Here is a 26,959-nt window from a genome sequence, read left to right as displayed (position 1 = left end):
GCCGCGAGCCGGTTCACCGGCCCGCGGACACCAATGCCTTCACCTGCCTTCCAGGGCTGCTACTTCTTGACGCCGATGTTGAGGTAGTCGTACTGACCGCTGAAGGCCGAGGTGGACACCAGGTTGGTGGCCTTGGGCGAGCGGTACATCAGGACCTTGAAGTAGGTGAGCGGGACCAGCGCCGCCTGCTCCATCGTCTTCTTGTCGATCTCGGCGTATGCCTTCTCGCGGGCCGCCTTGTCGGTGTTGGCGATGGCGCTTTCGAGCAGCTTGTTGATCTCCGGGTCGTCCAGCTCCGACAGGTTGGTGTTACCGGACTGGCTGATCGCCTTGCCGTTCAGGATCTGCTGGAGGTAGCCGTAGCCGGTCGGGAAGTCCGAGCCCCACTGCATCATGATCATGCCGACGTTGTTCTTCTTGTTGAACTTCGGCACACCGGCGTAGTCCGAGAAGTACTTGCTGGTCGGGTAGGACTGGATCTTGGCGGTGACGCCGATCTTCTTCAGCGAGTCGATGACCGTGGTGGCCGCGTCGACCTCGTCCTGGCGGTCGTTGCGGGCCAGGATCGTGGTCGTGGTCTTGCCCGCGCCGCACTTGGCCCAGTGCTTCTTGGCCTCGGTCAGGTCCAGCTTGTCGCCGTCGTACTTCTGCGGGTACAGGTCGTACTTCTGGTAGCCGTCGATGTCGGTCGGCAGGACCGTGGAGGCCAGCTCACCGCGTATCGGGCCGCCGAGCGAGGTCTGTACGGCCTTCTTGTCGATGGCGTACTCGACGGCCTTACGGCACTCGATGTTGTCGAACGGCTTCACCTTGGTGTTCAGCGCCGTGTAGACGAGGCGCTGGCCGAGAGTGTTGTCGGTGTTGCCCTTCGCCTTGGAGTCCGTCAGGAGCTGGGCCTGCGTCTGCCCGTCGACACCGCGGCCGGCCAGGTCCACCAGGGTGTTGCCGGACTGGAGGTCCTTGTCGATGGTCGACTGGGCGACCTTCAGGTTCAGGACGATCTTGTCCGGCAGCTGCTTGCGCAGCGGGTCGGTCTTCGCGGACCACTGCGGGTTGCGGACCAGGGTGAGCTTCTTGCCCTCCTGGTAGCTCTCGAACTTGTAGGAACCGGTGGACAGCACGGACTTGGTGTAGTCCGCGCCCTTGTCCTTGGCCTGCGGGACCGGGGCGGTCTGCGGGGCACTCACCAGGTAGTCGAACTCGGCGAACGGCTTCTTGAGGTGGAAGACGATCGTCTGCTCGTCCGGGGTCTCGATGGACTTCAGACCGGCCTTGCTCTTGTCCTTGTAGGGACCCTTGTAGCCGCCGTCGTTGTCCTTGAGGAACTGCTGGAAGTAGTTCGGGCCCAGCGAGAGGGTGTCACGCGCGAAGTTGCTGCGCTCGACGGCGTACTTGACGTCCTGCGAGGTGACCGTGGAACCGTCGTCGTACTTGACGCCCTTGCGGAGCTTGTACGTCCAGGTCTTGCCACCGTCGCTGGGCTTGCCCATCGACTCGGCGAGGTCCGGTACCAGCTCGTTGCCCTTGGTGCCGGGGCCCGGCTTGAAGGTGGTGAGCGGGCGGGCGTAGAGCCGGCTGAAGTTGTAGATGAAGGCGTAGTACGTGTTGCCCGGGTCGAACGACTCGGGGGCGTCGCTGATCGCGTAGGTGAGCGTGCCGCCCTTCTCGTCCGAGGCGTTGACGATGCCCTTGGTGGCGGCGTTCGCCTCGCCCGAGCCCTCCGAGGAGCCCTTGCCCCCGCTACAGCCGGCCAGCAAAAGGCCCGCACTGGTGATGGCCGCGACAGCCGCGACCGGAACTGACCTTCGCATGATGGTCGGTGTCCCCTTCGTTCGTCGAGAAACGCAGAAACCAGAAACACAAGCAACGCAAGTAACGCAGTAACTCTGTAACGCGGTAACGCAGTTGGGACGTCTGGGAGAGCGCCGGGAGCGCCGTCAGCGGCTGCGCGGGTCCAGCGCGTCCCTCAGTCCGTCACCGAGCAGGTTGAACGCGAGCACGGTGACGAAGATCGCGAGGCCAGGAACGATCATGTACTGGGGGTCGACCTCGTAGTACTTGACCGCCTGGTTGAGCATGCCGCCCCAGGACGCCTGGGGCGGCTGGATGCCGACGCCCAGGAAGCTCAGCGCGGCCTCGAAGAGGATGTTGGAGGGGATCAGCAGCGTCGAGTAGACGATGATCGGCCCCACCAGGTTGGGCAGCAGCTCCCGGAAGAGGATGAAGGGCCCGCGCGCACCCATGCCGCGGGCGGCGTCCACGAATTCCCGCTCGCGCAGCGACAGCGTCTGCGCACGCACGATCCGGCCCATGTAGGGCCAGTTGAAGAAGCCGATCACGAAGATCAGCACCGAGATGTGCAGCGGCAGGCCCTCCAGGCCGAAGGCGCCGCCCTGGAGCGATGCGGAGATCGCGATGGCGAAGAGCAGCAGCGGGAAGGCCAGGAAGACATCCATCATCCGGCTGATGAGGGAGTCCACCCGCCCGCGGTAGAAGCCGGCGACCACACCGAGGACGGTGCCGATGGCGACCGACAGCAGGGTCGCGCCGAACGCGACGATCAGCGACACCCAGGAGCCCTCCAGGATCCGGGCGAGCAGATCACGGCCGAACTTCGGGTCCACACCCAGGGGATGGTCGCCGCTCATGCCGCCCATGTCGCCCTTGGGGAGCGTGGTGTTGGGATCGATCAGCGACTGGTTGGGACTGTTCGGGTCCAGCCCCAGCAGGGACTGGATCGGACGGGAGAGCGCGGCGACGACGATGAGCAGGATGACAACGATGGCACCGGCCACCGCAACCTTGTCCCGCCGGAAGCGCAACCATGCGATCTGACCGAGCGAACGCCCCTCGATCTGCTTTCCTTCGACGCCCTTCAGCACCGCTTCCGGCTGCGCCTCAGCAGCCGCCCCGGTGGTCTCGATCGGTGCGGTCACAGTGCCTTTGACCCCTCTCGGCCGACGGTGGCCGGCCCCTGCCCGCCGCGGATAGCGGCCTGGTTCACATCACTGGTGCAAGTCGGTGCAAGTGGTGCAAGTGCTGCGGACATCGCGGAAGTTCGCACTATGGAGATCAGAGGCTCGCGCGACGCCGTACGGGATGACGCTCGTACAAAGGGCCGAGGCCCTGTTGTTTCCGGAGTCTTCATCCCTTTCGCGATCAGTCACCAGTCCTGACGGGGAAAGGATGCGCAACTGTGATGTGCTCCACGGCATTCCGTTATACGGACAACAGTTCGGGCTGAGCGGGGCGATCACCAGCGGGAGGGGGCCTCAACCGCCGGGCATACAGGGTGAATTCACCACAGGCCCGACGCCCGGCCGGCACGGTCGGACGTCGGAGACAGGCTGTCAGTAAGCGCGCGGGTAGCCGTAGCCGTACGACGGCGCGGGGGCCGGCTGGCCCGGCGCCTGGACGTAGCCGTCACGGTCAAAGAAGGGGCGCGCGGAGGCCCGCATCCACATGCCGACCGGGTCGTACTCGTCGTTCATCGCGACGGTGGAGACGGGCAGACCGTCCGGAACCGCGCCGATCGACTGCTGGATCATCAACCGTACCGAATCCACCGCTTGTTGGCCGGTGTCGTACAGATCCAGACCGATCGCCAGATACGGGGCACCGAGCGCGGGCTGCACCCAGGCCCGGCGCAGCGACCGCACGGCGGGCGTCCGATGGGCGTTCTGGGCCAGCAGCGCATAGAACTGCGGGATGTCGATGACCGGTTCGGAGATCCGCAGCGGACCGGCGGGCAGCCGGTCCAGACCACCGGCGATACGGCGCAGATCCAGCCAGGGGATGCCGACACCGCCGCCGGGGGCATGCGGATTCAGCCACAGGCCCCAGCGGTCGGGGAAGAGCGAGGCGGCGATCTCCGGGCCGGTGACGACTTCGTGGTCACGGTTCCAGCCGGAGGCGGCGAGCTCGGGCGCCGAGGTCACACACGGCGCATAGCCGAGGCCCTCGACCTCCATGTTTCCGTACTGCGCATCGGGCATTCCGGCCCGGCCGTGCCAGAGCAGCATCCAGACCTGGCTCGCGGCGAGCGCGTGCAGCAGTGCCTCGTAGGCGTCGTAACGGCCGGGCGCGACCTGCTGGAGCAGCTGCTCCAGCTGTCCGGCCGCCGCCGGCCCTTGATGCGCACCCGCGCTCACGTGGTCCGTCCCTTCTGTCAGCAGGGCACGTGTGGGTGCGCCCGCCCGTCATCCAACCAGCTTACGAGTGGTCCCGAGAGTAGAAGGGCCGCACACGCTCCAGCATCCAGTCGGCGACCGGGTCACCCTGGGCGAGGTCGAGCATGACGAGCTGTACGGGCCAGGGCAGCGGTACTGCGCCGAGCGCACGTCCGAGGGCTGACAGTACCGCCTCGCGGGCAGTGCCGTCGTGCAGTGCGGTGACCTCCGCCCCGATCTGCACTCCGACGAACAGTGCGGGCGTGTCGCCCTCGACGCTTGCCAGGGCACGCCGGGCAGTCAGGACAATTCCGGCGCCGGAGAACTCCAGTCCGGCGGCGGCCAGGAAATCCACCGGTTCGTCCTGCCAGTCCGGCTCGAAGAGCCGCACCCGGCCGCCGCTCGGCAGGCCGGCCGGCTCATGGCGCCCCTCCCGGCACAGTTCGGCCACCGCGGGCGGCGGCAGCGGAACGCCTATCGCGCCGTCGGGGTTGACCGCGATGCCGATGTGCGGCGGCAGCCCGCGGGCGAACTCCCGGGCCGGGGCGACGGTGAAGGACAGGTGCGAGCCGACCACCCGCAGGAACTCCTGCTCGGAGCTGTAGACCGGGACATAGGCCGCACCGCCGAGTTCGACCGTGGGCAGATCGAGGCCGCGGGCGCCGGGGCCCGCGCTCTCCGGCCCGCCGCCGTTGGGCAGCGGCACCCACACCCGGCTGCGGCCCAGTACCTCGACGATCCGGCCACCGGCCTCCGGGTGCCCGACCGACGCGGCCAGCACCTCTTCGAGCTCGTTCGCCGGCCACGCCAGCTGCGGTATCCCCTGCTCCGGAAATGTCATGCGTATCCACCCGTTCCAAACCGCGCCATCTGGCCAAAGACCCTAGACGAGAAGGCGGGAGGGGGAACCCGGGGGGCGGGGTGCGGGTCCGCTCAGTCGAAGCTGACCGTGTCCAGGGCGCTCGCCGCCCGCCGGTCGAGCAGTACCGCCGAGCTGAACCCCTTCGGCAGCCGGCCCGACTCCGCCGCGCCGACCAGCCGGCCCACCGCCCCGCGGTGCCGCGCGAAGGCGTACCCCGACACCCCGCGGCCCCGGGACTCCTGGCCGGACAGCGCCACCTCGGGCGCCACATCGAGCAGCACCAGACGCAGCCCGCGGCCGCCGCGCGCCGCGGACCGCGCGATCCAGCGGCGCACCCACGCCAGGGTGCCGCAGTCGTGCACCACCACGCTCTCGCCGGAGCGCAGCGCACGGTGCAGCGTCAGATAGTGGGCGGCCCGGACCAGCGGGCGGTAGAGGGCGTACGGCAGCCGGCGCAGTCTGCCCCGTGCCCAGCGCTCCCGGACGTCCTGCGAATCGATGCGGTGCACCGCGGCGCCGTGCGCGTCCAGCGGCGGCACGACACGGTGCATGAGGGTGCTCTTGCCGCTGCCCGGCAGCCCGGAGACCACCACCAGGTCACCGGCCGGAAACCGCAGCTCGGCGGCGCCCCGCGCCCGTCCCCCGCCCCGGAGGTCCACGATCTCGGCACCGCGCCCCGGCCGGACCACGGGCCGCGGCGGCCGCCCGGTCCGGGCCGCGACGGGCGGCGCCGCCGGCACGACGTCCGGGGGCGCGACCCCGGAAGTGGCCCCCCATGCCGCTTCGCTGTGCACCGTGATCGTCCTCCCCGTCCGGTTCTGCTCCGGTTCGAGTCCGTCCCCTACCCGCAGAGTGTCAAGAAAAGGTAATGCCCATCAAGGAGATTGTCCGATCTGCCCATGTCACGGGCCGGGCGGCGGCCGGGACTCCTGTATCCGGCGATCCCGTGCAATGATGTGGCCGCCACGTGCACCAGCGCAGCTACTCGTGCACGGCCAACTCCATACCGGCCGCTTGAACCCGCGCGGGAGAGTCCCCGGCCGCCATGGCGGGGCGCCGAAGGAGCAAGTCCTCCCTTGAATCTCTCAGGCCCCTATACCGCGCGGGCGAGGCAGATCTGAAAAGCGAGCCACTGCCCGGCCTACGGGGCGGCTCCACCCAAGGTGCAAACCGGGTCCGTTCGCGCGATCCCGGTGAACCTCTCAGGTTCCGATGACAGATGGGGAGAACGTCTTGTCACCCATGCCTGGGAGCCCAGAACCATGACAGATGCCCCCCGCCGTACCGCCCTGGACGCCACCCATCGCGCGCTCGGTGCCACCATGACCGACTTCGCCGGCTGGGACATGCCGCTCCGCTACAGCAGCGAGCGTGACGAACATGTCGCCGTCCGCACCCGCGCCGGCCTCTTCGACCTCTCCCACATGGGCGAGATCACCGTCACCGGCCCGCAGGCGGCCGACCTCCTCGACTACGCCCTGGTCGGCAACATCGGCGGCGTCAAGACCGGCCGCGCCCGCTACACCATGATCTGCGAGGCCGAGGGCGGCATCCTCGACGACCTGATCGTCTACCGCCTGGCCGACCAGGAGTACATGGTCGTCGCCAACGCCTCCAACGCCCAGGTGGTGCTGGACGCGCTCACCGCGCGCGCGGGCGGCTTCGACGCCGCGATCCGCGACGACCGCGACGCCTACGCACTGCTCGCGGTGCAGGGCCCGGAGTCCCCCGCGATCCTCAAGGCGCTCACCGACGCCGATCTGGACGGGCTCAAGTACTACGCGGGACTGCCCGGCACGGTCGCCGGTGTCGAGGCACTGATCGCCCGTACCGGATACACCGGTGAGGACGGCTTCGAGCTGTTCGTCCGGCCGGCCGACGCGGTCGCCCTCTGGGAGGCGCTCACCGAGGCGGGCAAGGACGCCGGTCTGGTGCCCTGCGGTCTGTCCTGCCGCGACACGCTGCGTCTGGAGGCCGGTATGCCGCTGTACGGGCATGAGCTGACCACCGCGACGACACCGTTCGACGCGGGCCTGGGCCGGGTCGTGAAGTTCGAGAAGACCTCCAACGGCGGTGACTTCGTGGGCCGCGACGCGCTGGCGGCGGCCGCCGGGCGCGCCGAGACCCAGCCGCCTCGCAAGCTGGTCGGCCTGGTCGCCGGGGGCCGCCGGGTCCCGCGTGCCGGGTACCCCGTCGTCACGGCCGACGGCACGGTCATCGGTGAGGTCACGTCCGGGGCGCCGTCCCCGACGCTCGGCAAGCCGATCGCCATCGCCTATGTCGACGCCGCCTACGCCACACCGGGTACCGAGGGTGTCTGTGTGGACATCCGTGGAAGCCATGAGCCGTACGAGGTCACCGCTCTGCCGTTCTACAAGCGGCAGAAGTAACGGTCCATCCGCGGCGGACCCGGGCAGCGGTGCGCCCGCGCGTCTCACTGTGCAAGACCCTCCCCCTGGCCGTGCCAGGGGCGACCCCCTTCACGATCACACCCTCGCGTACAGGAGAATCGAGCCATGAGCAACCCCCAGCAGCTGCGCTACAGCAAGGAGCACGAGTGGCTGTCGGGCGCCGAGGAAGGCGTCTCGACGGTCGGCATCACCGAGCACGCGGCCAACGCGCTCGGCGACGTCGTCTACGTGCAGCTCCCCGAGGTCGGTGCCACGGTCGCGGCGGGCGAGACCTGCGGCGAGCTGGAGTCGACCAAGTCGGTCAGCGATCTCTACTCGCCCGTCGACGGTGAGATCACCGAGATCAACGAGGATGTCGTCAACGACCCCTCGCTGGTGAACTCCGCCCCGTTCGAGGGCGGTTGGCTGTTCAAGGTGAAGATCAGCGGCGAGCCGGGCGAACTGCTCTCGGCCGACGAGTACGCCGCCTTCATCACCGGCTGAGCCACCCGGCTCCCCCCGACCGCCACCGCCCGCGTGACAGCTCCCCCGGACTCCGCCCAGGGGACCCCCTCGCGCCCCTGACTCCCCAGGAAAGACTCATGTCGCTTCTGAACAGCTCCCTCCATGAGCTCGACCCCGACGTCGCCGCCGCCGTCGACGCCGAACTCCACCGCCAGCAGTCCACCCTCGAAATGATCGCGTCGGAGAACTTCGCCCCCGTCGCCGTCATGGAGGCCCAGGGCTCCGTCCTCACCAACAAGTACGCCGAGGGCTACCCCGGCCGCCGCTACTACGGCGGCTGCGAGCACGTCGACGTCGTCGAACAGATCGCCATCGACCGCATCAAGGCGCTCTTCGGCGCCGAGGCCGCCAACGTCCAGCCGCACTCCGGCGCACAGGCCAACGCCGCCGCCATGTTCGCCCTCATCAAGCCGGGCGACACCATCCTGGGCCTCAACCTCGCCCACGGCGGCCACCTCACCCACGGCATGAAGATCAACTTCTCCGGCAAGCTCTACAACGTGGTGCCCTACCACGTCGACGAGAAGTCGAACCTGGTCGACATGGAAGAGGTCGAGCGCCTCGCCAAGGAGCACCGCCCGAAGCTGATCGTCGCCGGCTGGTCCGCCTACCCGCGCCAGCTCGACTTCGCCGAGTTCCGCCGGATCGCGGACGAGGTCGGCGCCTACCTGATGGTCGACATGGCGCACTTCGCCGGCCTGGTCGCCGCGGGTCTGCACCCCTCCCCCGTGCCGCACGCCCACGTCGTCACCACCACCACGCACAAGACCCTCGGCGGTCCGCGCGGCGGCGTGATCCTCTCCACCCAGGAACTCGCCAAGAAGATCAACTCGGCGGTCTTCCCGGGTCAGCAGGGCGGCCCCCTGGAGCACGTCATCGCGGCGAAGGCGGTGTCCTTCAAGGTCGCGGCGTCCGACGACTTCAAGGAGCGCCAGCAGCGCACCCTGGACGGCGCCCGCATCCTCGCCGAGCGCCTCATCCAGCCCGACGTGACCGAGGTCGGCGTGTCCGTGCTGTCCGGCGGCACCGACGTGCACCTGGTCCTGGTCGACCTGCGCAACAGCGAGCTCGACGGGCAGCAGGCCGAGGACCGCCTCCACGAGGTCGGCATCACCGTCAACCGCAACGCCATCCCGAACGACCCCCGGCCCCCGATGGTCACCTCCGGCCTGCGCATCGGCACCCCCGCGCTGGCCACCCGCGGCTTCCAGGCCGAGGACTTCCGCGAGGTCGCCGACATCATCGCCCAGGCCCTCAAGCCCGCCTATGACGCCGAAGCCCTCAAGGCCCGCGTCACGGCGCTCGCGGACAAGTTCCCGCTGTACCCGTCCCTGTGACACGTCTCATGCAGTGACCTTCCTGGCCGTCGGCGACCGGCGGCCAGGAAGGGAACGAGCCGGTGAGCCCGGGGCGCCCGGTCCCGGGCTCGCTGTCCGCGTGCCCGTTCTTCTCCCCGCTTCCGCGCCGTCACGGCGCACTCCGGTGTGGTCGCCCGTGCATGGCCGACGCGGCGGAGGGCAGCAGACCTTCCACGGGGAGGCGGCCTTGCGGCCGGGCCCCGCTCCGGCGGATCAGAGCCGGACCGGCCTCCTCGACAGGCCGGGACCCGTGCGCCGCCCGGCACCGCCCCGGCGCCGTATCCACACCGGCACCGAGCGTTACCCGCGGCGCCGGGAACCCGACGGTTTCCGTCCGGCGGCAGCCGACCGGGTCCGCGTTACGCTCGAACAACGGCGCAGAAACGTACCTCCTGCCCCATTGCTCCACCGTCCACCACGAGCAGACAAGGGAGTCAGCCTCCGTGGCCATCTCCGTCTTCGACCTCTTCTCCATCGGCATCGGCCCCTCCAGCTCCCACACCGTCGGCCCGATGCGCGCCGCCCGGATGTTCGTCGGACGCCTCAAGAAGGACGGCCTGCTCGCCCAGACGGTCAGCGTCCGCGCCGAACTCTTCGGCTCCCTGGGCGCCACCGGCCACGGCCACGGCACCCCCAAGGCCGTCCTCCTCGGCCTCGAAGGCCACTCCCCCCGCACCGTGGACGTCGAATCCGCCGACGACGAGGTCGAGCGCATCCGCACCACCAAGCGCCTGCGCCTGCTCGGGGCGGAAATAGGCACCACCCATGAGATCGACTTCGACGAAGCCACCGAACTCATCCTCCACCGCCGCCGCGCCCTGCCCTACCACGCCAACGGCATGACGCTCTTCGCCTATGACGCCGCCGGCGCGCCCCTGCTGGAGAAGACCTACTACTCGGTCGGCGGCGGCTTCGTCATCGACGAGGACGCGGTGGCCGGCGAGAACCCGATCGTCCCCGACGACACCGCCCTGACCCACCCCTTCCGCACCGGCGACGAACTCCTGCGCCTCTCCCACGACACCGGCCTGTCCATCTCCGCCCTCATGCTGGAGAACGAGAAGGCCTGGCGCACCGAGGACGAGATCCGCGCCGGACTGCTGGAGATCTGGCAGGTCATGCAGGCCTGCGTCACCCGCGGCATGTCCCGCGAGGGCATCCTGCCGGGCGGCCTCAAGGTCCGCCGCCGCGCCGCCCACTCCGCCCGCCAGCTGCGCTCGGAGGGCGACGCCACCGCCCACGCCATGGAGTGGACCACCCTCTACGCGATGGCCGTGAACGAGGAGAACGCCGCGGGCGGGCGCGTGGTGACCGCACCCACCAACGGCGCGGCCGGCATCATCCCCGCCGTCCTGCACTACTACATCAACTTCGTGCCCGGCGCCGACGAGGACGGCATCGTCCGCTTCCTGCTCGCGGCCGGTGCGATCGGCATGCTCTTCAAGGAGAACGCCTCCATCTCCGGCGCCGAGGTCGGCTGCCAGGGCGAGGTGGGCTCCGCCTGCTCGATGGCCGCCGGCGGCCTCGCCGAGGTCCTGGGCGGCTCGCCCGAGCAGGTCGAGAACGCCGCCGAGATCGGCATGGAACACAACCTCGGCCTGACCTGCGACCCCGTCGGCGGCCTCGTGCAGATCCCCTGCATCGAGCGCAACGGCATGGCCGCCGTCAAGGCCGTCACCGCCGCCCGCATGGCCCTGCGCGGCGACGGCCGCCACCATGTCTCCCTCGACAAGGTCATCAAGACCATGAAGGACACCGGCGCCGACATGAGCGTCAAGTACAAGGAGACGGCGCGGGGCGGTCTGGCCGTCAACATCATCGAGTGCTGAGGAAGGGGCGGAGGGCGATGTCCGGAAGGGCGCCCTCCGCCCGCCGGGAGTGAGCCGTCGGGCCGGGTGCACGGGCAGGCGGGACCGCCGGTCCGGGCTATCTGCCGATCTCCCAGGCGAAGGGCGGGAGTTCGCGGGCCCGCGAGTAGATCTCCAGGGCCTGGCTCGTGGGGACGAAGGGGTGGACGCGGGCGCCTTCGAGGCCGGCCAGCAGACGGGCGCAGTGGTGGACGCAGCCGGCGACCTCCCTGCCCTGGCGGTCGACGAGAGTGGCGGCCTCCCGCGGCCCCTCGCAGGGGGTCGGGTCCTTGGCGGCGGCGGCCGCGCAGCGGCGGGGGGCGGGCGCGGCGGTCCCGTCGGCTGACGGGCGCGGCGGTGAAGCGTCGAGCGGCTGGTTCATCGGTGGTCCCCCTGGTGGTGCGGCGGTACGTGCCGTGAGCGGCGCCGGTGGCCGAATCGCTCCCGTCGTCACGGCACCTCAGGACAGTGCTGCTCGGCGCGGGACGCGTCCATGCCCGCCTTGGGGAAGACCTGATCCGATCGTCAGCTGTTCATGGGAATGCGCATATGCGGGGATGGGCACTATGGGGCTCTCGCCGGCCCGCATCGGGAGCGGCCCCGGCGGGGGAAGGCGAACGGCTCCAGGAGCAGTGCGAGGGCCAGCAGGGTCGCCGCCAGGAGCCAGCCCCCGAGGACATCGCCGGGCCAGTGGAGGCGCAGGGCGACACGGGTGAGGCCGACTCCGACGGCCCAGAGGGCGAGCACCACGTACCAGGTGCGGGCGACGGAAGGCCGGGCCCGTTGGGCGATGCCCCAGGCCAGGATTCCGGCCGCCAGCGCCGAGGTGGTGGCATGGCCGGAGGGGAACGCGTAGCCGGAGGCGCGCCCGGCCCAGTCGACGGCGGGCGGGCGGGGGCGGGCTAGCAGCTCCATCAGGCCGTAACGGATCGCCTGGCCGACGGCGAGCACGACGAGGGTGCAGATCACCGCGCGGAGCCGGCCCGCCGCGTCCCGGCCGGCCAGCAGGCCGGCGAGTACTGCCAGCAGATAGGGGACCGGCCCGGTTCCGGTGGCGGTCAGCGCACCGGCCATGGAGCGCAGCGGCTCCCCGTGGTGGGCGGCGGCCCAGCGGAGGGCCGCCCGTTCGGGAGCGACCGGGGCTCCGTGCCGTACGGACACGGTGACCGCCAGGGCGGCGAAGAGCGCGGCGCAGACCGCGGCGAGGACGAGAAGCGGGGCCGTACGGGGGCGCCGCCGCGGCCCGGCGCGCGAAACCGGCTCCGAGCCCGGCCGTGACGGCCGCGGCCGCGGGCCCGGTCCCGGCTCGGACGCCGTCACCGTGCGGCCACCAGCGGGCGCAGCCGGGTGGCGCGGATCCGGTCGACGGCGGGGGCCGCGCGGCGGGCGAGCGGGGTGAGTCCCCGGGCGACGAGGGCGCCGACGATCAGGCCGGCGGCGACGTCGTGCGGGTAGTGGGCGCCGACCCAGACGCGTGAGGCCGCCATCAGGAGCGCGGCCGGTACGGCGATCCGGCCCAGCTGCCGGTCGCACAGCAGCAGGGCGACCGCGGCCGCCGCCACGAGGGCGGAGTGGTTGCTGGGGAAGGACCAGTCGCCGGGCCCGGGACAGACCTCGATGGTGACGGCGTGGAGCGTCCGGCAGGGACGTGGTTCGCCGAAGAGGCTCTTGGCGAGGTCGTTGACGAGAAAGGCGGTGACCACGACGACGGGGGTGGCCAGCGCGGTCGCCATGGTGCCGGAGTCGCGGGTCCGCGCCCGCCACCAGCCGGTCAGCATCAGGAAGGCGAAGAGGGCGAGGCCGTAGTCGGTGGCGTACGTGATGAGGGTGTTGAGCTCGTGCGGGGTGTGCCGGGCGAGCCAGGTGATCCGGGTATACAGGCCGCCGTCGATCGAGGCTCCCCCGAAGGCGAGGTGGGTCACGGGGTTCTCCTTGGCGGCTCGGATGCTCGGCGGCTCGGCGGCCGGGGCGGTGCTGCGGAGGGGGCGGTGGTGCGGAGGGGGCCGGTGGTTCAGGCGCCGGGCGGCGGGGTGGGGTCGGGCGCCTGGTGCGGGCGCCTGCGGGAGCGGAGCAGTTCGACGGCGAGCGGGGCCAGCGAGACCAGCACCACCAGGGCGACCAGCGGCAGCAGATAGCGGTCGACGTTCGGTACGGACGAGCCCAGGGCGTAGCCGGCGAGGGTGAGGCCGAGGGTCCAGAGCAGGCCGCCGGCGATCTGCCAGAGGGCGAAGGTGCGGGCGGGCACGCCCAGGGCGCCGGCCAGCGGGTTCAGCACGGTGCGCACGACGGGGACGAAGCGGGCCAGGACGAGGGCCTTGGCGTGGCCGTAGCGGGCGAGGAGCGCCTCGGCGCGGGCGGCGCCCTCGTGCAGCCGGCGGGCGCGGCTGCGGGCCAGCAGGGCGCGGCCGCCGCGCCGGCCGATCCAGAATCCGACCTGGGAGCCGGCGAGCGCCCCGACGGCAGCGGCCGTGAGCACCTGCGGCAGCGCGAGGTGGGCCCCGCCGCCGGTGCCCGGGGCGCACAGCAGACCGGCGGTGAACAGCAGCGAGTCGCCGGGCAGGAAGAAACCCACCAGCAGCCCCGTCTCGGCGAAGAGCACGACGGCGACGCCCAGCGCGCCGAACGCGGCCAGCAGCGACCCGGCGTCGAGCACGTTCACGGCCTGGTTGACCGCTGTCACCTGCGGAAATGCGGCGGCGGCAGACATGTCGGCGGCCCCTTACATAATGGGTTGCGGGCCGGCTTCCGGCCGCCCCGACCGACTACAGTTACGTAGACGGTCTACTGAACTGTAGACGACGAAGAGGTCAAGGGGCGTTCCATGTCGGAGACATCACCCGTGCAGCGGCGCCCCTCAGGCGAGCTGGAGGCGAGCGTGCTCGCGGCGCTCTGGGCGGCCGGGGGGCCGCTGAGCCCCGCCGAGGTCCAGAGCGCGCTGGGCGGCCGGCTCGCGCGCACCACCGTCACCACGATCCTGACCCGGCTGCACGACAAGGGAGCGGTCTCCCGCTCCCGGGCCGGCCGCGGGTTCGCGTACTCGCCGATACAGGACTCCGCGGGGCTGACCGCCCGGCGGATGCGCAGCGAGCTCGACAAGCAGGACGACCGCGGCACCGCGCTCGCCCGCTTCGTCTCGCAGCTGACCAGTGAGGACGAGCAGGTACTGCGGTCCCTTCTGGCGGGCGCGGAGGGCGGCGCCCCCGAGGGAACGGGAACCGGCCAGCGGCCCGGCCCCGGGGCCGGGGCCGGGGCGTGATCTTCGCCGTTCGGATTCCCTGCTGATGCCGCTGCTCGCGGTACCGGCCGCCCGCCGGCCGGCGCAGTCGCTGCCACCGCGCGCCGCGGCCTGGCTGCTGACCGCGTCGCGGTCGTTCGTCGGGAGGGGCAGGCGCCCGTCGGGAAGGGCAGGCGCCCCGTGCTACGCGCCCGGCCCGGCCCCCGTGGCGGGCCGGGCTCCCGGACCGTCGTCCTTTCCCGTTCCGACCGTGAAGCCCAGGGTGGCGCCGCCGCCCGGACGGCGGGTGGCGAAGGCATGGCCGCCATGGGCGGTGGCGATCTCGCGGACGATGGCGAGGCCGAGGCCGGAGCCGGGCAGACCGCGGGCCGTCGCGGCCCGGTAGAAGCGGTCGAAGACCCGGGCGAGGTCGGCGTCCGTGATACCGGGGCCGCGGTCGAGGACCTCGATGCGGGCGCCGGTGACGAGGACCTCGATCGGCTCCGTGCCGCCCGCGTCGAACTTGGCGGCGTTCTCCAGCAGATTGGTGAGCGCACGGTGCAGCGCGGCGGACCGGCCCTCCACCACCGCAGGGCGGATGGTCCGGACGGTGATCTCGCGGCCGGTGCGGCGGCGGGCCGAAGCCGCCGCCTTCTCCGCGACATCGGCCAGGCTCACGTCGGAGAGCGGGTCGTCGTCGCGCTGTCCGGCCGCCAGATCCACCAGCTCGTTGACGAGATCGCTCAGTTCACGGGCCTCCCCCGCCAGATCGGCCAGCAGCTCGTCGCGGGCGTCCGGGGGCAGCTCGTCGAAGCGCTTGAGCAGCGAGATGTTCGTCCGGAGCGAGGTCAGCGGGGTGCGCAGCTCGTGGCCGGCGTCCTGGACGAGGCGCTGCTGGTCCTGGACGGCGCTGGCCAGCCGGCCGAGCATGTCGTCGAAGGCCCGCCCGAGCCGGGCGACCTCGTCCCGCCCCGCCACCGGTACCGGCACGTCCAGCCGCCCGTGCTCCGCCACCTTCTCGGCGACCGAGGTCAGCCGCACCAGCCGGCCGGTGATCCGGCGCGCCAGCCACCAGCCGCCCGCACCGGACAGCGCGATGACCCCGCCGGCCAGCAGGGCGGTGCGCTGCTGGAGCGCGGAGAGCAGATCCTCGGTCTCGCTGAACTTCTGCGCGACCTGCACCGCACCGTGGCCGCCGCCGAGCGCCACCGTCGCGACGTGGTACTCCTCGTCGCCGATGTCCGCCTCCCGCTCCGTATCGCGGCCGGCCTGCGCGTCGGTGGCAATACGGCGTTCCGCGGCACCGACCGGGAGGGCCGGGCGCCCCGGCTCCACGATCCGGCCGCCGGTGCCCAGGATCTGCACCTCGGTACGGGTGGGCCGGGTGAGGTCGTCGCGCGGCCCGTCGTGGTCGGGGTCGGCGCTCGTGTAGTCGGCCGGCACGAACTGCTTCTCCTGGACCTGGCTGCGCAGATCCCGTACGACCTGCGAGAACACCGACTTCTCGTCGACCCGTACCAGCCGGGCCGCCGCGTCGTAGCTGAGGAATCCGACGAGCAGGGTCACCGCAGCGGCCCCCGCCGCGAACGCCACCGCGAACGCGGTGCGCAGGCTGGCGGGCTTACGGGTGCGCAGCCAGGCGGCCGACCCGCCGCTCCGCCAGGAGCGCAGCCGGCTCCGCAGCCGGGCGCGCAGCCGACGGCCGGGACGGGTGCCGGGACCGGTCCCGGTGCGGTCGCGGGGGCCTGACATCTCAGTCCTCCCGCAGCACGTAACCGACGCCGCGCACCGTGTGGATCAGCGGGCGGCTGCCCGGGACGTCGACCTTGCGCCGCAGATAGCCCACATACACCGCGAGGTTCTTCGAGCCGGGCCCGAAGTCGTAGCCCCAGATGCGGTCGTAGATCGTCGAATGGTCCAGGACGATCCCGGCGTTGCGGGCCAGCAGCTCCAGCAGCTCGAATTCGGTCCGGGTCAGCTCCAGCTCCCGCTCTCCGCGCCAGGCGCGGCGCGAGGGACCGTCGATCCGCAGATCCGCCGCCTCGACGACACCGCTGTCCGCCACCCTGGGGTCGTACGGCCCCTCGGCCGCCTCGTTCCCGTCGCCGCCGGAACCGGCAGCCGCGCCGCCGTCCTCCGGCACCGATCCCGCCGTCGTCCGCCGCAGCAGCGCCCGCAGCCGGGCGAAGACCTCCTCGACCTCGAACGGTTTGACCACGTAGTCGTCCGCCCCGGCATCCAGACCGGCGATCCGGTCGGCCGTCTCGACCCGGGCGGTGAGCATCAGGATCGGGGTGCGGTCCTGCTCGGCCCGCAGCACCTGGCACACCTGGAGCCCGTCGATCCCCGGCATCATCACGTCCAGCAGGATCACATCGGGCCGCTCACGGTGCGCGGCGGCCAGTGCCTGAATGCCGTCGGCAACAGCGGTGACCTGGTACCCCTCCAGCGTCAGGGCACGCTCCAGCGCGGTGCGGATGGGGCGGTCGTCCTCGGCGAGCAGCACGGAATGGGTCACCCGGCAAGTCTGCCAAGGGCCCGGAGGTGCGGCGGCGGGCAGCCGGTCCGGCGGGGGCTTTCTTACCCGGATCTCACCCGCGGTTCTTACCGGGCTCTCACCCTCGCCACGCCATCGGCTTACCCCTTACCGCCACGGTTGCCCCGTGCCGGACGGGCCGGTCGGGGCGACCGGACCGCGAGCGTACCGGCCGGTCGGAACGATTCGGCACATCTCGGGGAAGAGCACGACACCGTATGAAGATCACCCTCCTGCTGCACAACGCCTATGCCATCGGCGGCACCATCCGCACCACCTTCAACCTCGCCGCCGCGCTCGCCGACCGGCATGACGTCGAGATCGTCTCGATGCTGCGGCACCGCGAGGTCCCGCGGTTCGCCCTGGATCCGCGGGTGCGGCTGATACCGCTGGTGGACACCCGGGTGGGCAGCGAGGACATGGCCGATCCGCTCTTCGGCGAGCCCGCCCGGGACTTCCCGCTCGCCGAGAAGCGGCACCACCAGTACAGCCGGCTGGTCGACGTCCGTGCCGCGGAGTTCCTGCGCACCACCGACGCGGAGGTGCTGATCGGCACCCGGCCCGGCATCAATGTCTACCTGGCGCGATTCGGCCCCCGCCGGGCGCTGCGGATCGCCCAGGAGCACCTCCGGTACGACGCCCACAGCAAGCGGCTCCGGTCCGAACTCGCCCCGCATTACCGGACGCTGGACGCCGTGGTCACCACCACCGAGGCGGATGCCTCCGTCTACCGCGCACGGATGCCGCTGCCCGGGGTACGGGTCCTGGCCGTGCCCAACATCGTGCCCGCGCCGGCCGGGCCACCGTCCGAGGGCACCGCGAAGGTGATCGCGGCAGCCGGCCGGCTGGTCCGCGGCAAGCGCTTCGACCTGCTGATCGAGGCGTTCTCCGCGGTCGCCGCCAAGCACCCCGACTGGCGGCTGCGGATACACGGCGGCGGCGCCGAGCGCGCACAGCTCCAAGGGCTGATCGACGGTCTCGGGCTGAGCCGGCAGGCGGAGCTGACCGGGCCGCGCTCCCCGATAGAGGCGGAGTTCGCCAAGGCGTCGATCGTCGCCTCGGCCTCGGACGCGGAGTCCTTCGGCATGACCATCGTCGAGGCGATGCGCTGCGGAGTGCCCGTCGTCAGCACCGACTGCCCGCTGGGCCCGGCAGAGATCATCCACGACGGTACGGACGGGCTGCTGGTGCCGCGCGGCGACGGCCGGGCGCTGGCCGCCGCTCTCCTCCAGCTCGTCGAGGACCCGCAGCGCCGCCGCGAGATGGCCCGTACCGCGCTGGAGAGCTCACGCCGCTACGACCCGGAGCCGATCGCCGAGCGCTACCAACTCCTCTTCCAGGAGCTGCGGTCGACGCGCGCGAGCCGCGCCTGGCAGCGGGCCCTCGGCCGCGCCCGCGCCCGCGCACGACGGCTGGTACGGCGCATCAGGCGGCGCTGAAACGGCCGTCTTTCGGCCTGCGGGCCGGTCCGGCGGCGAAACCGGCGCCGCCGCAACTTGACCGCAGCACAAGGAACTTCCTGACCGCAGCCTGGCGTCCCCGGTAGCGAACATGCTGAACTGCTGGAAAGCGAACAGGCACCACCGCCGGAACAAGCAGGAACAAGCAGGAACAAGGCGGAACAAGGCTGCCTCGCAGGAAGAAACGCCGGCTCACAGGAAAAACTGATCACCGAAACGCAAGGGCCCGGGAACCCAGGAACCCGGGTACGTCCGGAACACACTGCAACGCAGGGGTCGCTTCGAGCAGTTGACGCTTCGAATCCGCAGGTCCGATCGGCAGGAGGCCGTTCATGCTGCATGGTGTCGATGTCAGCTCCTACAACACTTCGTACTCCGCCGAGGGGCTGGACTTCGTTATCGTCAAGGCCACCGAAGGCCGCTCCTACATCAATCCGCACCAGTCCGCGCAGGCGTCAAAGGCCCGTAAAGCGGGCTGCGTGGTCGGTTTCTACCACTTTCTGTGGCCGGGGAATATCGCGGCCCAGGCGAAATACTTCGTCGAGAAATGCGCATCGGTCCAGGGCGACCTCCTCGCCTGCGACTGGGAGCGCACCGGCGAGGGGACGTATGCGAGCAACGCGCAGAAGGACCAGTTCCTGGCCGAGGTGAAGAAGCTGCGGCCCACCCACCGGGTGCTGCTCTACTGCAACCGCGATTTCTGGCTCAACCACGACACCACGTCCTACGCGGCCGACGGCCTGTGGATCGCCGACTACGTCTCCGCCGGCCATCCGCGGATCAAGGCGAAGTGGCGTATCCACCAGTACACCGACCGGCCGCTGGACAAGGACGTCGCGGACTTCTCGACCAAGGCCGCCCTCAAGAAATGGGCGCACCCGGCATAAGGTTTCCTACCGGCGCGCCTTTCGGCGTCCCCAGGAACCGCGCCCACGCAGCGGGGGAACACTGCGTGGGCGGCACAGAACAGCGCGTCACCCCCACCGCACGACGCAGCACGAGAACAAGAGGAGCAGCCGTGACCGACCCGGCGTCCAAGGCCCTGCAACAGGAGATCGCCCGGGATCTCCAGGTGACCGCGTCCTTCGACGCCGAGCAGGAGATCGAGCGCCGGGTGGCCTTCCTCACGGAGCGGCTGACCTCCACGGGCCTGCGCTCCCTGGTCCTGGGGATCAGCGGCGGCGTCGACTCCACCACCACCGGCCGGCTCTGCCAGCTCGCCGTGGAGCGGGCCCGCGCCGCCGGGCACGACGCGACGTTCTACGCGATGCGGCTGCCGTACGGCGTCCAGGCGGACGAGAAGGACGCACAGCGGGCGCTGGAGTTCATCCGCCCCGACCGGGAGCTGACCGTCGACATCCGCCCGGCGAGCGATGCGTCGCTCCAGGCCGCGGTGGACGGCGGGCTCACCTTCCGCGACGCCCACCACCAGGACTTCGTCCAGGGCAACATCAAGGCGCGCCAGCGCATGATCGCGCAGTACGCGGTCGCGGGTGCGCACGACGGCCTGGTCGTGGGCACCGACCACGCGGCCGAGGCGGTCTCCGGCTTCTTCACGAAGTTCGGGGACGGTGCGGCCGATGTGGTGCCGCTGACCGGGCTGACCAAGCGCCGGGTGCGCGCGGTGTCGGCGGCGCTGGGCGCCCCTCAGGAGCTGGTGCACAAGGTGCCGACGGCCGACCTGGAGACGCTCGACCCGGGCAAGCCGGACGAGGACGCGCTCGGTGTGAGCTACGACCAGATCGACGACTTCCTGGAGGGCAAGCCGGTCGACGCCGCTGCCGCCGAGGCCATCGTCCGCCGCTACCGCCTCACGGACCACAAGCGGGCGCTGCCGCTCGCTCCCTGAGGGGCGGGCGCTGCCGCTCGCTCCCGGGGGGAGCGGTCGGGTCCGGGGCGGCTGCGGGGCTGTGGAGTGGCTTTTGCACGGCCTCTGGGGGCTCGGCGGGCACGGAACGGCTCGGGGTGACCTGCGGCGGGGCTTCGGCTGTGCGGCTGCGAGGCGGCTGCGGCGAGGCTTCGGATGTGCGGCTGCGAGGCGGCTGCGGCGAGGCTGCGTGCGCTGAGGCTGCGGCTGCGGCTGCGGCTGCGGCTGCGCGCAACGGCCTCGGAGCTCTCCCCCGCCCCCTCCCCCCTCTCCCCCTTCGGGGGAGGGGGCGGGGGTGGGTTCGGGGGTGGGGGGATGGGGCCCCGCCGCCCTGACATGAGCAGCACGCCACCGCCGTAGCGTCCCCGCCGGCACCCCGCCGCCGTAGCGTCCCCGCCGCCACCCCGCCGCCGTAGCGTCCCCGTCAGCACCCCGCCGCCGTGACGTCCCCGGCCCCCGCCCCGCCCCCGCCCGTCATGGACCGGCAAGGCGACCGTCACCATCCCGGTGCTAAATCGTGGGCGTGAGCGGGCATGCATGCGGCCATGGGAAGCCGCGAAGTGCGATCGGAAGATCAACTGTCAGTGGGGCCGCCTACGCTCCAAGGCATGGGTTACGCAAACCTGCGCGAACTCCAGACCGCGCTGACCACCGCCTCCGACCTTGCCTCGTCCCTGCAATCCGCGCCGACCCGGCGCGATGCGGACCAGCTCGTCGACGTCCTCCGGCAAGCGCTGACCGCTGCCAGCTCGCTGGGCGCCGAGACCGGCCCGACCGGCTGCGCCATACATCCGAACGGCGCGGTCGACCCGTTGTACGGCGACCCGGAGGACCCTCTCCCGCCGGGCTACGGAAAGTGCCTGCTCTGCAACGACCGCCGGCGCAGGGCGGACGCCCACCATCCGCACCCCCGGCCACATGCCCGCCCGCATCCGCGCTGGCGGCGTCGGCTGAGCGCCTAGGGGGAGACACCCCTGGGCAAGGAGGGCCCGAGACCCACCGGCCGGACCCGGGCGGGCAGGTCGGGACTACCATCCGCGCATGCGACCTGCCACGTACAGCGATGAGGACCTGGAACAGCACTCCCTGCGGCGACGGGTGCCCGACGACGGGCAGCGGTCCGGCTTCGAGCACGACGTCGACCGGATCCTGTATTCGACGCAGTGGCGGGCGCTGGCCGGCAAGAGCCAGGTGGTGGCCAGCGCCGAGCTGGGCGCGTACCACACCCGGCTGACGCACTCGATGAAGGTGGCTCAGCTCGGCCGGCGGATGGCCGAGCGCCTGGAGCGCCAATACGGCGGGCCGAATCCGGCGCTCGTCGAGGCGGCGTGCATGGCCCACGACATCGGCCATCCGCCCTTCGGGCACGCGGGTGAGCTGGCGTTGCGCGCCACGATGGACGAGCTGCACTTCGCGGACGGTGTGCTGGACAGCTTCGAGGGCAATGCGCAGACCCTGCGGGTACTGACCTTCCTCGCCGCCCACAAATATCCGGGCCATCGCGGGCTGCATCTGACCCGCGCCTGTCTGGACGCCGCCACCAAATACCCGTGGGAGCGGGCGCCCGTCGACCAGGATCCGGCGCGGCATGTGAAGTGGGGGGTGTATGTCGCCGACCGGGAGGCGTTCTCGTGGGTGCGGGCCGGTCGTACGGACACCGCCGTGCCGGTCGAGGAGCAGGTCATGGACTGGGCGGACGATGTCACCTACGCCTGCCATGACGTCGAGGACTTCTACCGTACGGGCCTGATCCCGCTGGCCGCGCTGTTCCCGCCGGACGGTGCCGCGGGCGCCGACACCGAGCGAGAGATCCGCCGCTTCCTGGATTACGTCCAGGCCAAACGGGCGCGGGAGGGCGAGGCCTTCGACCGTGCCGCGGCGCTGGTGATGATGACGGACATCGGCAAGCGGCTGGCGGTGCCCGCCCCGTACAGCGGCAGTCATGAGGACGCGGTCGCGGTCAATCGCCGCACGGCCGATCTGATCTCGTACTTCACCCGTGGGATCGAGCTGGAGGTGGGCGGCGCGGCGGCGATCCGCTACGGGGCGCAACTGGTGATACCGCCGGAGCGGCGGGCCGCCTGCGATCTGCTCAAGGAGCTGGTGTGGTGCTATGTCATCGACCGCCCGGCGCTGGCGACCCAGCAGCACGGCAAGCGGCGGGTGGTGAGCGAACTGCTGCGCTGGTCCCATGACGCACCGGAGCTGCTGCCGCCGGACCGCGCCGAGGAGCTGTCGCTGCACGGCGACCGGCTGCGTGCCGCCGCGGACCACGTCGCCTCGCTGACCGAGGACCAGGCGCTGGCCCTGCACCGGCGGCTGTCCGGCACGGGCCTGGGGTCGGTCAACGACAACGTCTGGCTGTGAGCCCGGGGGCGGGAGGCCGGCGCCGTTTCCCAACGGCCCGGCCCCGCCCCACGGTCACTCGGTCCGGCCCCGCAGCCACTCGGCCCCCGCCCCACGGCCGCTCGGTCCTGCCCGGTGGCTATGTGGTCCCGCACGCCGGTGGCTATGCGGTCCCACCGCGCGGCTGGTCGGCCTCGTCCCGGGGCCGTTCCTTCCCGCCCGGGGCCCGTTCCTTCCCGCCCGGGGCCCGTTCCGACCCGCCCGGGGCCCGTTCCGACCCGCCCGGGGCCCGTTCCGACCCGCTCCCCGGCTGACCGTCCCCGTTCCGGGCCTGTTCCGTCCCGCCCCGCGGCTGACCGGCCCCGCCCCCCGGCTGGCCGGCCCCGCCTCGCGGCGGTTCCGTCCCGCCCCGCGGCTTCTTCTCCGGCCGGAGCGCGATACGGCCGAGCACCCCGGCGACGGCCAGCGCGGCCACCGCGATCAGCACCTGGTCCGGTACGCCGTTCCCGATCCGCGTCGCCCATTCCTCGGCCCGGACTTCGGCGTCCGCGTCGAGAATCCCGGGCAGCGCACTGGTCCCGTTGAACCGCAGGAAGAGCACGCCGATGCCGATGAAGAACACCCCGGACAGCACCGAGGTGGTGTGCAACCGCAGCTTGCCGAGGGTGAATTCACGGCCCCGGAGCCAGCCCCGGGTGCCGAGCTTGCAGCGGTCCCACAGCAGCGCCAGCACGAACAGCGGCAGCGCCATGCCCAGCGCGTAGACGGCGAGCATCGAGGCGCCGTACACCGGTGAGCCGCTGACCGCCGTCACCGTCAGCACCGCGCCGAGGATCGGGCCCGCGCAGAAGCCGGCGAGGCCGTAGACACAGCCGAGCAGAAAGGTGGAGACGGCCGACCGCGGGGTGATCCTCGCGGCGGCGGCCTGGGCGCGCCGGGAGGCGAAGCCCAGGCCGAGGATCTGGGCGAGACCCAGCGCGATGACGACCCAGCCGCCGACGGCGATCAGGAGGTCGCGGTGGCCGTTGAACAGCCGGCTGGCGGCCGTACTGGCCGCGCCGAGCGGCACCAGCGTCGTGGCCAGCCCCAGGTAGAACACGCCGGTACGGGCCATGAGCCGGCCGGGCGTGGAGAGGGAGTAGGCGAAGAAGGCCGGCAGCAGCAGCGCGCTGCACGGGCTGAGCAGGGCCAGTGCCCCGCCCAGGAACGCCGCGAGGTAGCCGATGTCGGTCACTGCCCGGCCCCCTTGGCCGTCGGCCCGTTCTTGGCCTCCGGCCCCTTCTTGGCCGCGCGCGCCGCGGCGTCCTTGATGCCCTGCGCGAAGACCTCGGCGGGCTGGGCCCCGGCGACCGGCCGGCCGTTGATGAGGAAGGACGGCGTGGACTGCACCCCGAGCTGGTAGCCCTCGTCCTGGTCCTTCTTCAGCGCCCGCTCGGCGTCCGCGCTCTTCATGTCCGCACGGAACTTCTCGATGTCGGCCACACCGCTCGTGCGGGCCAGCTCGACGAGCTTGTCCTCGGCGAGCGCCGCGCCCTTGCGGGTCTTGGCGTACAGCGCGTCGTGCAGCTGCCAGAACTTGCCCTGCTGCCCCGCGGCCCAGGAGGCGCGGGCGGCGCGCTCGGAGTCGGCGCCGAAGACGGTGAAGTTGCGGAATTCGATGCGCAGGGTGCCCGCGTCGACGAACTTCTTGATCAGTCCGGGCTGGGTCTCGCGGGTGAAGCGGCCGCAGAACGAGCACTGGTAGTCGGCGTATTCGACCAGGACCACCGGGGCGTCCTTCTTGCCGGCGGCCAGTGGGTCGCCGTCCTGGCGCCGGCTGGTCCGCTCGGCGAGGTCGTCGAACATCTTCTGCTGTGCGGGATCTTCCTCCGGCTCGGCGGAGGCGGCTGCCTCGGGGGCGCCACTGCGGTCGGTGCCGCGGTCGCCCTCGACGGACTTGCCGATGGCGACCCCGATGGCGATGACGGCCACGACGAGGGCGATGACCGCGCCGATGGCGGCCAGTTTGCGGGTGGGAGAGGCGGAAACGGGCATGCGGAAGCTCCAGACGTACGGAAGGGGAATTCAGGCCGTGTGCGTCGGGGCGGCGGCCTATATCCGCAGTACGGGCAGGAGCGTGGTGTGGTCGGTGGCGGACGCGCCGTCGGTCGGTGGCCGGGCGAGCGCGTACTGCGCGGGCAGATCCGCGGCGAGCGGCCCCGGGCCGGTGGTGGCGGGGGCGAGGGGCTCACCGCGGTGCGGGGTGGGCAGCGGGGCGGACTCGTCGGGCCCCGGCGCATGCCGGTCCGAGCACTTCTTGGGCGCGTGGACAACGGCGACCGGGGCGTCGGGATCGAGCTGCGGGCCGCTGTCGGCGGCAGCCGGCCAGTCCGGCGTGGCACCGCCCGCCGGGTTCGCGGCATCCGGTGCAACCGCCGTCGCGTCCGGTGCGGCCGCCGCCGCGTTGGGTGCGGCCGCCGTCGCGCCGCCGGTGCGCCATGCCGCCGCGGCCGTCGCCGCCCGGCCCGACAGCCAGGCCTGGTCGCCGCCGACGCGGCACAGCAGCGGACCGAAGGTGACGGCGAGGAGGAGCAGCAGCGTCAGCGTGGCCGACCGGCGCACGTGGTGCATGTCCCTCCTCTCCGTACCTGGCGCGAGCATGAACAACCCATCCTACGGATCGTCACCGCGCGAGCGGAGCACCGACCGGCCTCGGGGCCGTCGGGGTGCCCGGGGCCTGCGGCCGAGCGGGGAAACCGGTTCTCAGCGGTCGGCGATCCGCATCTCGAACCAGGTCGTCTTGCCGCGGGGCAGCAGGTCCACGCCCCAGCGGTCGGAGAGCTTGTCGACGAGGAAGAGGCCGCGACCGCTGATGTCCATTTCCTGGACCGGCATGAGACAGGGCAGACCGCGGGACGGGTCGCGTACCTCGATACGGATCCAGCCACGGCGGCGGAGCATCCGCAGCCCGAACGTGCGGGCGCCGGTGTGCCGCACGGCGTTGCCGACCAGCTCGGAGACCAGAAGCACGGCGTGCTCGGTGAGCTGGGGGGTCAGGGACCACTGCTTGAGGAGTACGGCGGCGGTCAGCCGGCGGGCGATGCCGGCGGACTGGGGGCGCGAGGGGAGCCGGACCTCACCGAGGGTCGGTTCGCCGACCAGATCGAGCGCCGCCGACACCGGTTTGCGAGGAGCCGGCGCGATGTCTTCGTCCCCCTCGGGGATGCCCCATCGCGCGGCGGCCGTATCCCTCCGCGGCCGCGGCTGCTCCATTCCTTCGAGGCCCGCCATGCCTCCCATCATGGCTGCTGCGTGGCATCCACGGGGGCGGAACCGACGGAATCGATTGTCCGGAATCGTCGGTTCCAGCCCCCCGGCGAGACATATGCCAACGGCAGTTAAGGTTCCGGTGCGCCGTGGCTGACCTGCGACGACACCGAGCCCGCGAAGGAACGTCCGAGCAGATCAACAAGGTTGCCTTAAGGCACAATTAAGCCTTTTCCTTGTCGCCCACACGAGGCATTGCCTCCCGGTCAAACCTCAGACACCTCACCAACACCAGCAATTTCAGAGGAACTTGGCCTTGCCGGGCCCCTCCTCGACGAAGCTGCGCATACCGGTCTCCCGGTCCTCGGTCGCGAACAGCCCCGCAAACCAGTTGCGTTCGATGGTCAGGCCGGTGTCGATGTCCGTCTCCAGGCCCGCGTCGACGGATTCCTTGGCGGCCCGCAGCGCCAGCGCGGGGCCGGCCGCCAGCCGTGCCGCCCAGGCGTGCGCCTGCTCGTAGACCTCGGCGGCCGGCACCACCCGGTCGACCAGGCCGAGGGTGAGCGCCTCGTCGGCCTTCACATGCCGGCCGGTGAAGATCAGGTCCTTGGCCTTGGACGGGCCCACCAGCCGCGCCAGCCGCTGGGTGCCGCCGGCACCCGGGATCAGGCCCAGCAGGATCTCCGGCTGGCCGAGCTTGGCGTTGTCGGCCGCGATCCGGAAGTCGGCACAGAGCGCCAACTCGCAGCCGCCACCGAGCGCATAGCCGGTGATCGCGGCGACGACCGGCTTGGGGATCCGGGCCACGGCGGTGAACGAGTCCTGGAGGGCCTTGGAGCGCACGATCATGGCCGGGTGGTCCATGGCCTGCATTTCCTTGATGTCCGCGCCGGCCGCGAACACCTTCTCGCCGCCCCACACGACGACGGCACGCACGTCGTCGCGACGGGTGACCTCCTCGGCCAGCTCGCGCAGCCGGTCCTGGGTGGCGATGTCCAGTGCGTTCATCGGCGGACGGTCCAGGCGGATGGTGCCGACGCCGTCGGCGACCTCGAGATTCACAGTCATGCGGGAAGGTTAGTACGCGTTAACGCCGTCGGGCCCGGTGCACTCCGTCACAGTGCACCGGGCCCGGTCGT

At 71.6% G+C, this 26,959-nt stretch carries 25 protein-coding genes, 1 pseudogene and 2 riboswitches; of the genes and pseudogenes, 10 read left to right on the top strand and 16 right to left on the bottom strand.

What is annotated here, in order from left to right; all coding sequences use genetic code 11:
• Positions 1–59 precede the first annotated feature (59 nt).
• The 5 genes from K7C20_RS25865 to K7C20_RS25845 all read right to left on the bottom strand — a co-directional run bounded on the left by K7C20_RS25865 (position 60) and on the right by K7C20_RS25845 (position 5,825).
• Complete coding sequence (locus K7C20_RS25865) at positions 60–1,811, bottom strand: ABC transporter substrate-binding protein (RefSeq protein WP_030082313.1); 1,752 nt, start codon at positions 1,809–1,811, stop codon at positions 60–62.
• Between the two features lie 126 nt (positions 1,812–1,937).
• On the bottom strand, positions 1,938–2,936 hold the full coding sequence (locus tag K7C20_RS25860) for an ABC transporter permease (protein WP_030082311.1): 999 nt from the start codon (positions 2,934–2,936) through the stop codon (positions 1,938–1,940).
• A 414-nt stretch (positions 2,937–3,350) separates the two neighbouring features.
• The gene (locus K7C20_RS25855; RefSeq protein ID WP_053210474.1) at positions 3,351–4,151 is read right to left on the bottom strand and encodes an enhanced serine sensitivity protein SseB C-terminal domain-containing protein; all 801 of its coding nucleotides are present in this window, start codon (positions 4,149–4,151) and stop codon (positions 3,351–3,353) included.
• Between the two features lie 61 nt (positions 4,152–4,212).
• Positions 4,213–5,010 carry an enhanced serine sensitivity protein SseB gene (locus K7C20_RS25850; protein ID WP_030082307.1) on the bottom strand — a complete coding sequence of 266 codons (798 nt, stop codon included), beginning with the start codon at positions 5,008–5,010 and terminating at the stop codon, positions 4,213–4,215.
• A 92-nt stretch (positions 5,011–5,102) separates the two neighbouring features.
• A complete protein-coding gene (locus K7C20_RS25845; RefSeq protein WP_409351322.1) occupies positions 5,103–5,825 on the bottom strand; it encodes an AAA family ATPase in 723 nt (240 codons plus the stop codon).
• Between the two features lie 221 nt (positions 5,826–6,046).
• Positions 6,047–6,142, top strand: a riboswitch (glycine riboswitch).
• Positions 6,143–6,260: riboswitch (glycine riboswitch) on the top strand. It begins immediately after the preceding riboswitch.
• A 33-nt stretch (positions 6,261–6,293) separates the two neighbouring features.
• Here K7C20_RS25845 and gcvT point away from each other — a divergent pair.
• From gcvT to K7C20_RS25825, 4 genes are all read left to right on the top strand, one after another.
• Positions 6,294–7,421, top strand: coding sequence for a glycine cleavage system aminomethyltransferase GcvT (gene gcvT, locus K7C20_RS25840; RefSeq protein ID WP_030082303.1), 1,128 nt, complete (start codon positions 6,294–6,296; stop codon positions 7,419–7,421).
• 126 nt (positions 7,422–7,547) lie between these two features.
• Entirely contained in the window at positions 7,548–7,925 is a 378-nt protein-coding gene (gene gcvH, locus K7C20_RS25835; protein WP_030082301.1) for a glycine cleavage system protein GcvH, read from the top strand.
• A gap of 98 nt (positions 7,926–8,023) precedes the next feature.
• A complete protein-coding gene (glyA, locus tag K7C20_RS25830; RefSeq protein WP_030982104.1) occupies positions 8,024–9,283 on the top strand; it encodes a serine hydroxymethyltransferase in 1,260 nt (419 codons plus the stop codon).
• A gap of 464 nt (positions 9,284–9,747) precedes the next feature.
• Entirely contained in the window at positions 9,748–11,133 is a 1,386-nt protein-coding gene (locus tag K7C20_RS25825) for an L-serine ammonia-lyase (RefSeq protein ID WP_030082298.1), read from the top strand.
• A gap of 97 nt (positions 11,134–11,230) precedes the next feature.
• Here K7C20_RS25825 and K7C20_RS25820 read toward each other — a convergent pair whose 3' ends face one another.
• The 4 genes from K7C20_RS25820 to K7C20_RS25805 all read right to left on the bottom strand — a co-directional run bounded on the left by K7C20_RS25820 (position 11,231) and on the right by K7C20_RS25805 (position 13,858).
• On the bottom strand, positions 11,231–11,533 hold the full coding sequence (locus tag K7C20_RS25820) for a hypothetical protein (RefSeq protein ID WP_030082297.1): 303 nt from the start codon (positions 11,531–11,533) through the stop codon (positions 11,231–11,233).
• 182 nt (positions 11,534–11,715) lie between these two features.
• Positions 11,716–12,471 carry a phosphatase PAP2 family protein gene (locus K7C20_RS25815; RefSeq protein WP_030082296.1) on the bottom strand — a complete coding sequence of 252 codons (756 nt, stop codon included), beginning with the start codon at positions 12,469–12,471 and terminating at the stop codon, positions 11,716–11,718.
• Entirely contained in the window at positions 12,468–13,073 is a 606-nt protein-coding gene (locus tag K7C20_RS25810; RefSeq protein WP_030082295.1) for a phosphatase PAP2 family protein, read from the bottom strand. The genes K7C20_RS25815 and K7C20_RS25810 overlap by 4 nt, the downstream gene beginning before the upstream one ends.
• A gap of 89 nt (positions 13,074–13,162) precedes the next feature.
• A complete protein-coding gene (locus tag K7C20_RS25805; RefSeq protein ID WP_222892659.1) occupies positions 13,163–13,858 on the bottom strand; it encodes a DedA family protein in 696 nt (231 codons plus the stop codon).
• 114 nt (positions 13,859–13,972) lie between these two features.
• Here K7C20_RS25805 and K7C20_RS25800 point away from each other — a divergent pair, with 114 nt between their 5' ends.
• The gene (locus tag K7C20_RS25800; protein ID WP_048829542.1) at positions 13,973–14,407 is read left to right on the top strand and encodes a BlaI/MecI/CopY family transcriptional regulator; all 435 of its coding nucleotides are present in this window, start codon (positions 13,973–13,975) and stop codon (positions 14,405–14,407) included.
• Positions 14,408–14,569: 162 nt separating this feature from the next.
• Here K7C20_RS25800 and K7C20_RS25795 read toward each other — a convergent pair whose 3' ends face one another.
• Together K7C20_RS25795 and K7C20_RS25790 are read right to left on the bottom strand one after the other, a co-directional pair.
• The gene (locus tag K7C20_RS25795; RefSeq protein ID WP_053208872.1) at positions 14,570–16,117 is read right to left on the bottom strand and encodes a sensor histidine kinase; all 1,548 of its coding nucleotides are present in this window, start codon (positions 16,115–16,117) and stop codon (positions 14,570–14,572) included.
• A gap of 1 nt (position 16,118) precedes the next feature.
• The gene (locus tag K7C20_RS25790) at positions 16,119–16,883 is read right to left on the bottom strand and encodes a response regulator transcription factor (protein WP_209443866.1); all 765 of its coding nucleotides are present in this window, start codon (positions 16,881–16,883) and stop codon (positions 16,119–16,121) included.
• 236 nt (positions 16,884–17,119) lie between these two features.
• Between K7C20_RS25790 and K7C20_RS25785 the strand changes: the two genes are divergently transcribed.
• The 5 genes from K7C20_RS25785 to dgt all read left to right on the top strand — a co-directional run bounded on the left by K7C20_RS25785 (position 17,120) and on the right by dgt (position 22,595).
• On the top strand, positions 17,120–18,340 hold the full coding sequence (locus K7C20_RS25785; protein WP_030082283.1) for a glycosyltransferase family 4 protein: 1,221 nt from the start codon (positions 17,120–17,122) through the stop codon (positions 18,338–18,340).
• A gap of 353 nt (positions 18,341–18,693) precedes the next feature.
• Positions 18,694–19,248: a GH25 family lysozyme gene (locus K7C20_RS25780; protein WP_030082281.1), complete on the top strand. Its 555-nt coding sequence runs from the start codon at positions 18,694–18,696 to the stop codon at positions 19,246–19,248.
• 131 nt (positions 19,249–19,379) lie between these two features.
• On the top strand, positions 19,380–20,210 hold the full coding sequence (nadE, locus tag K7C20_RS25775; RefSeq protein WP_053208874.1) for an ammonia-dependent NAD(+) synthetase: 831 nt from the start codon (positions 19,380–19,382) through the stop codon (positions 20,208–20,210).
• A gap of 626 nt (positions 20,211–20,836) precedes the next feature.
• Complete coding sequence (locus K7C20_RS25770) at positions 20,837–21,190, top strand: hypothetical protein (protein WP_030089125.1); 354 nt, start codon at positions 20,837–20,839, stop codon at positions 21,188–21,190.
• A 79-nt stretch (positions 21,191–21,269) separates the two neighbouring features.
• The gene (gene dgt / locus K7C20_RS25765) at positions 21,270–22,595 is read left to right on the top strand and encodes a dGTP triphosphohydrolase (protein ID WP_245171705.1); all 1,326 of its coding nucleotides are present in this window, start codon (positions 21,270–21,272) and stop codon (positions 22,593–22,595) included.
• Between the two features lie 376 nt (positions 22,596–22,971).
• On the opposite strand, the pseudogene K7C20_RS25760 reads toward dgt, so the two are convergent.
• The 5 genes and pseudogenes from K7C20_RS25760 to K7C20_RS25740 all read right to left on the bottom strand — a co-directional run.
• Positions 22,972–23,808, bottom strand: a pseudogene (locus K7C20_RS25760) (cytochrome c biogenesis CcdA family protein); the annotation flags it as partial.
• A complete protein-coding gene (locus K7C20_RS25755) occupies positions 23,805–24,608 on the bottom strand; it encodes a DsbA family protein (protein ID WP_030089123.1) in 804 nt (267 codons plus the stop codon). The pseudogene K7C20_RS25760 and the gene K7C20_RS25755, both read right to left, overlap by 4 nt.
• Positions 24,609–24,665: 57 nt before the next feature.
• On the bottom strand, positions 24,666–25,184 hold the full coding sequence (locus tag K7C20_RS25750) for a hypothetical protein (RefSeq protein ID WP_053210130.1): 519 nt from the start codon (positions 25,182–25,184) through the stop codon (positions 24,666–24,668).
• A gap of 132 nt (positions 25,185–25,316) precedes the next feature.
• A complete protein-coding gene (locus K7C20_RS25745; protein WP_053210129.1) occupies positions 25,317–25,856 on the bottom strand; it encodes an ATP-binding protein in 540 nt (179 codons plus the stop codon).
• A gap of 264 nt (positions 25,857–26,120) precedes the next feature.
• The gene (locus K7C20_RS25740; protein ID WP_030089118.1) at positions 26,121–26,888 is read right to left on the bottom strand and encodes an enoyl-CoA hydratase/isomerase family protein; all 768 of its coding nucleotides are present in this window, start codon (positions 26,886–26,888) and stop codon (positions 26,121–26,123) included.
• Positions 26,889–26,959 lie beyond the last annotated feature (71 nt).

It is taken from the genome of Streptomyces decoyicus (assembly GCF_019880305.1).
Classification (GTDB): domain Bacteria; phylum Actinomycetota; class Actinomycetes; order Streptomycetales; family Streptomycetaceae; genus Streptomyces; species Streptomyces decoyicus.
Note: the sequence above shows the minus strand (reverse complement) of the source record. Positions and strands in the feature narration are given on the sequence as shown.

Coding starts and splice junctions, on each gene's coding strand:
- K7C20_RS25755 (WP_030089123.1), bottom strand. CDS start 24,608: ATGCCCGTTTCCGCCTCTCCCACCCGCAAACTGGCCGCCATCGGCGCG.
- K7C20_RS25740 (WP_030089118.1), bottom strand. CDS start 26,888: ATGACTGTGAATCTCGAGGTCGCCGACGGCGTCGGCACCATCCGCCTG.
- gcvT (WP_030082303.1), top strand. CDS start 6,294: ATGACAGATGCCCCCCGCCGTACCGCCCTGGACGCCACCCATCGCGCG.
- K7C20_RS25800 (WP_048829542.1), top strand. CDS start 13,973: ATGTCGGAGACATCACCCGTGCAGCGGCGCCCCTCAGGCGAGCTGGAG.
- K7C20_RS25850 (WP_030082307.1), bottom strand. CDS start 5,010: ATGACATTTCCGGAGCAGGGGATACCGCAGCTGGCGTGGCCGGCGAAC.
- K7C20_RS25750 (WP_053210130.1), bottom strand. CDS start 25,184: ATGCACCACGTGCGCCGGTCGGCCACGCTGACGCTGCTGCTCCTCCTC.
- K7C20_RS25795 (WP_053208872.1), bottom strand. CDS start 16,117: ATGTCAGGCCCCCGCGACCGCACCGGGACCGGTCCCGGCACCCGTCCC.
- K7C20_RS25865 (WP_030082313.1), bottom strand. CDS start 1,811: ATGCGAAGGTCAGTTCCGGTCGCGGCTGTCGCGGCCATCACCAGTGCG.
- gcvH (WP_030082301.1), top strand. CDS start 7,548: ATGAGCAACCCCCAGCAGCTGCGCTACAGCAAGGAGCACGAGTGGCTG.
- K7C20_RS25785 (WP_030082283.1), top strand. CDS start 17,120: ATGAAGATCACCCTCCTGCTGCACAACGCCTATGCCATCGGCGGCACC.
- K7C20_RS25805 (WP_222892659.1), bottom strand. CDS start 13,858: ATGTCTGCCGCCGCCGCATTTCCGCAGGTGACAGCGGTCAACCAGGCC.
- K7C20_RS25770 (WP_030089125.1), top strand. CDS start 20,837: ATGGGTTACGCAAACCTGCGCGAACTCCAGACCGCGCTGACCACCGCC.
- dgt (WP_245171705.1), top strand. CDS start 21,270: ATGCGACCTGCCACGTACAGCGATGAGGACCTGGAACAGCACTCCCTG.
- K7C20_RS25745 (WP_053210129.1), bottom strand. CDS start 25,856: ATGATGGGAGGCATGGCGGGCCTCGAAGGAATGGAGCAGCCGCGGCCG.
- K7C20_RS25780 (WP_030082281.1), top strand. CDS start 18,694: ATGCTGCATGGTGTCGATGTCAGCTCCTACAACACTTCGTACTCCGCC.
- K7C20_RS25820 (WP_030082297.1), bottom strand. CDS start 11,533: ATGAACCAGCCGCTCGACGCTTCACCGCCGCGCCCGTCAGCCGACGGG.
- glyA (WP_030982104.1), top strand. CDS start 8,024: ATGTCGCTTCTGAACAGCTCCCTCCATGAGCTCGACCCCGACGTCGCC.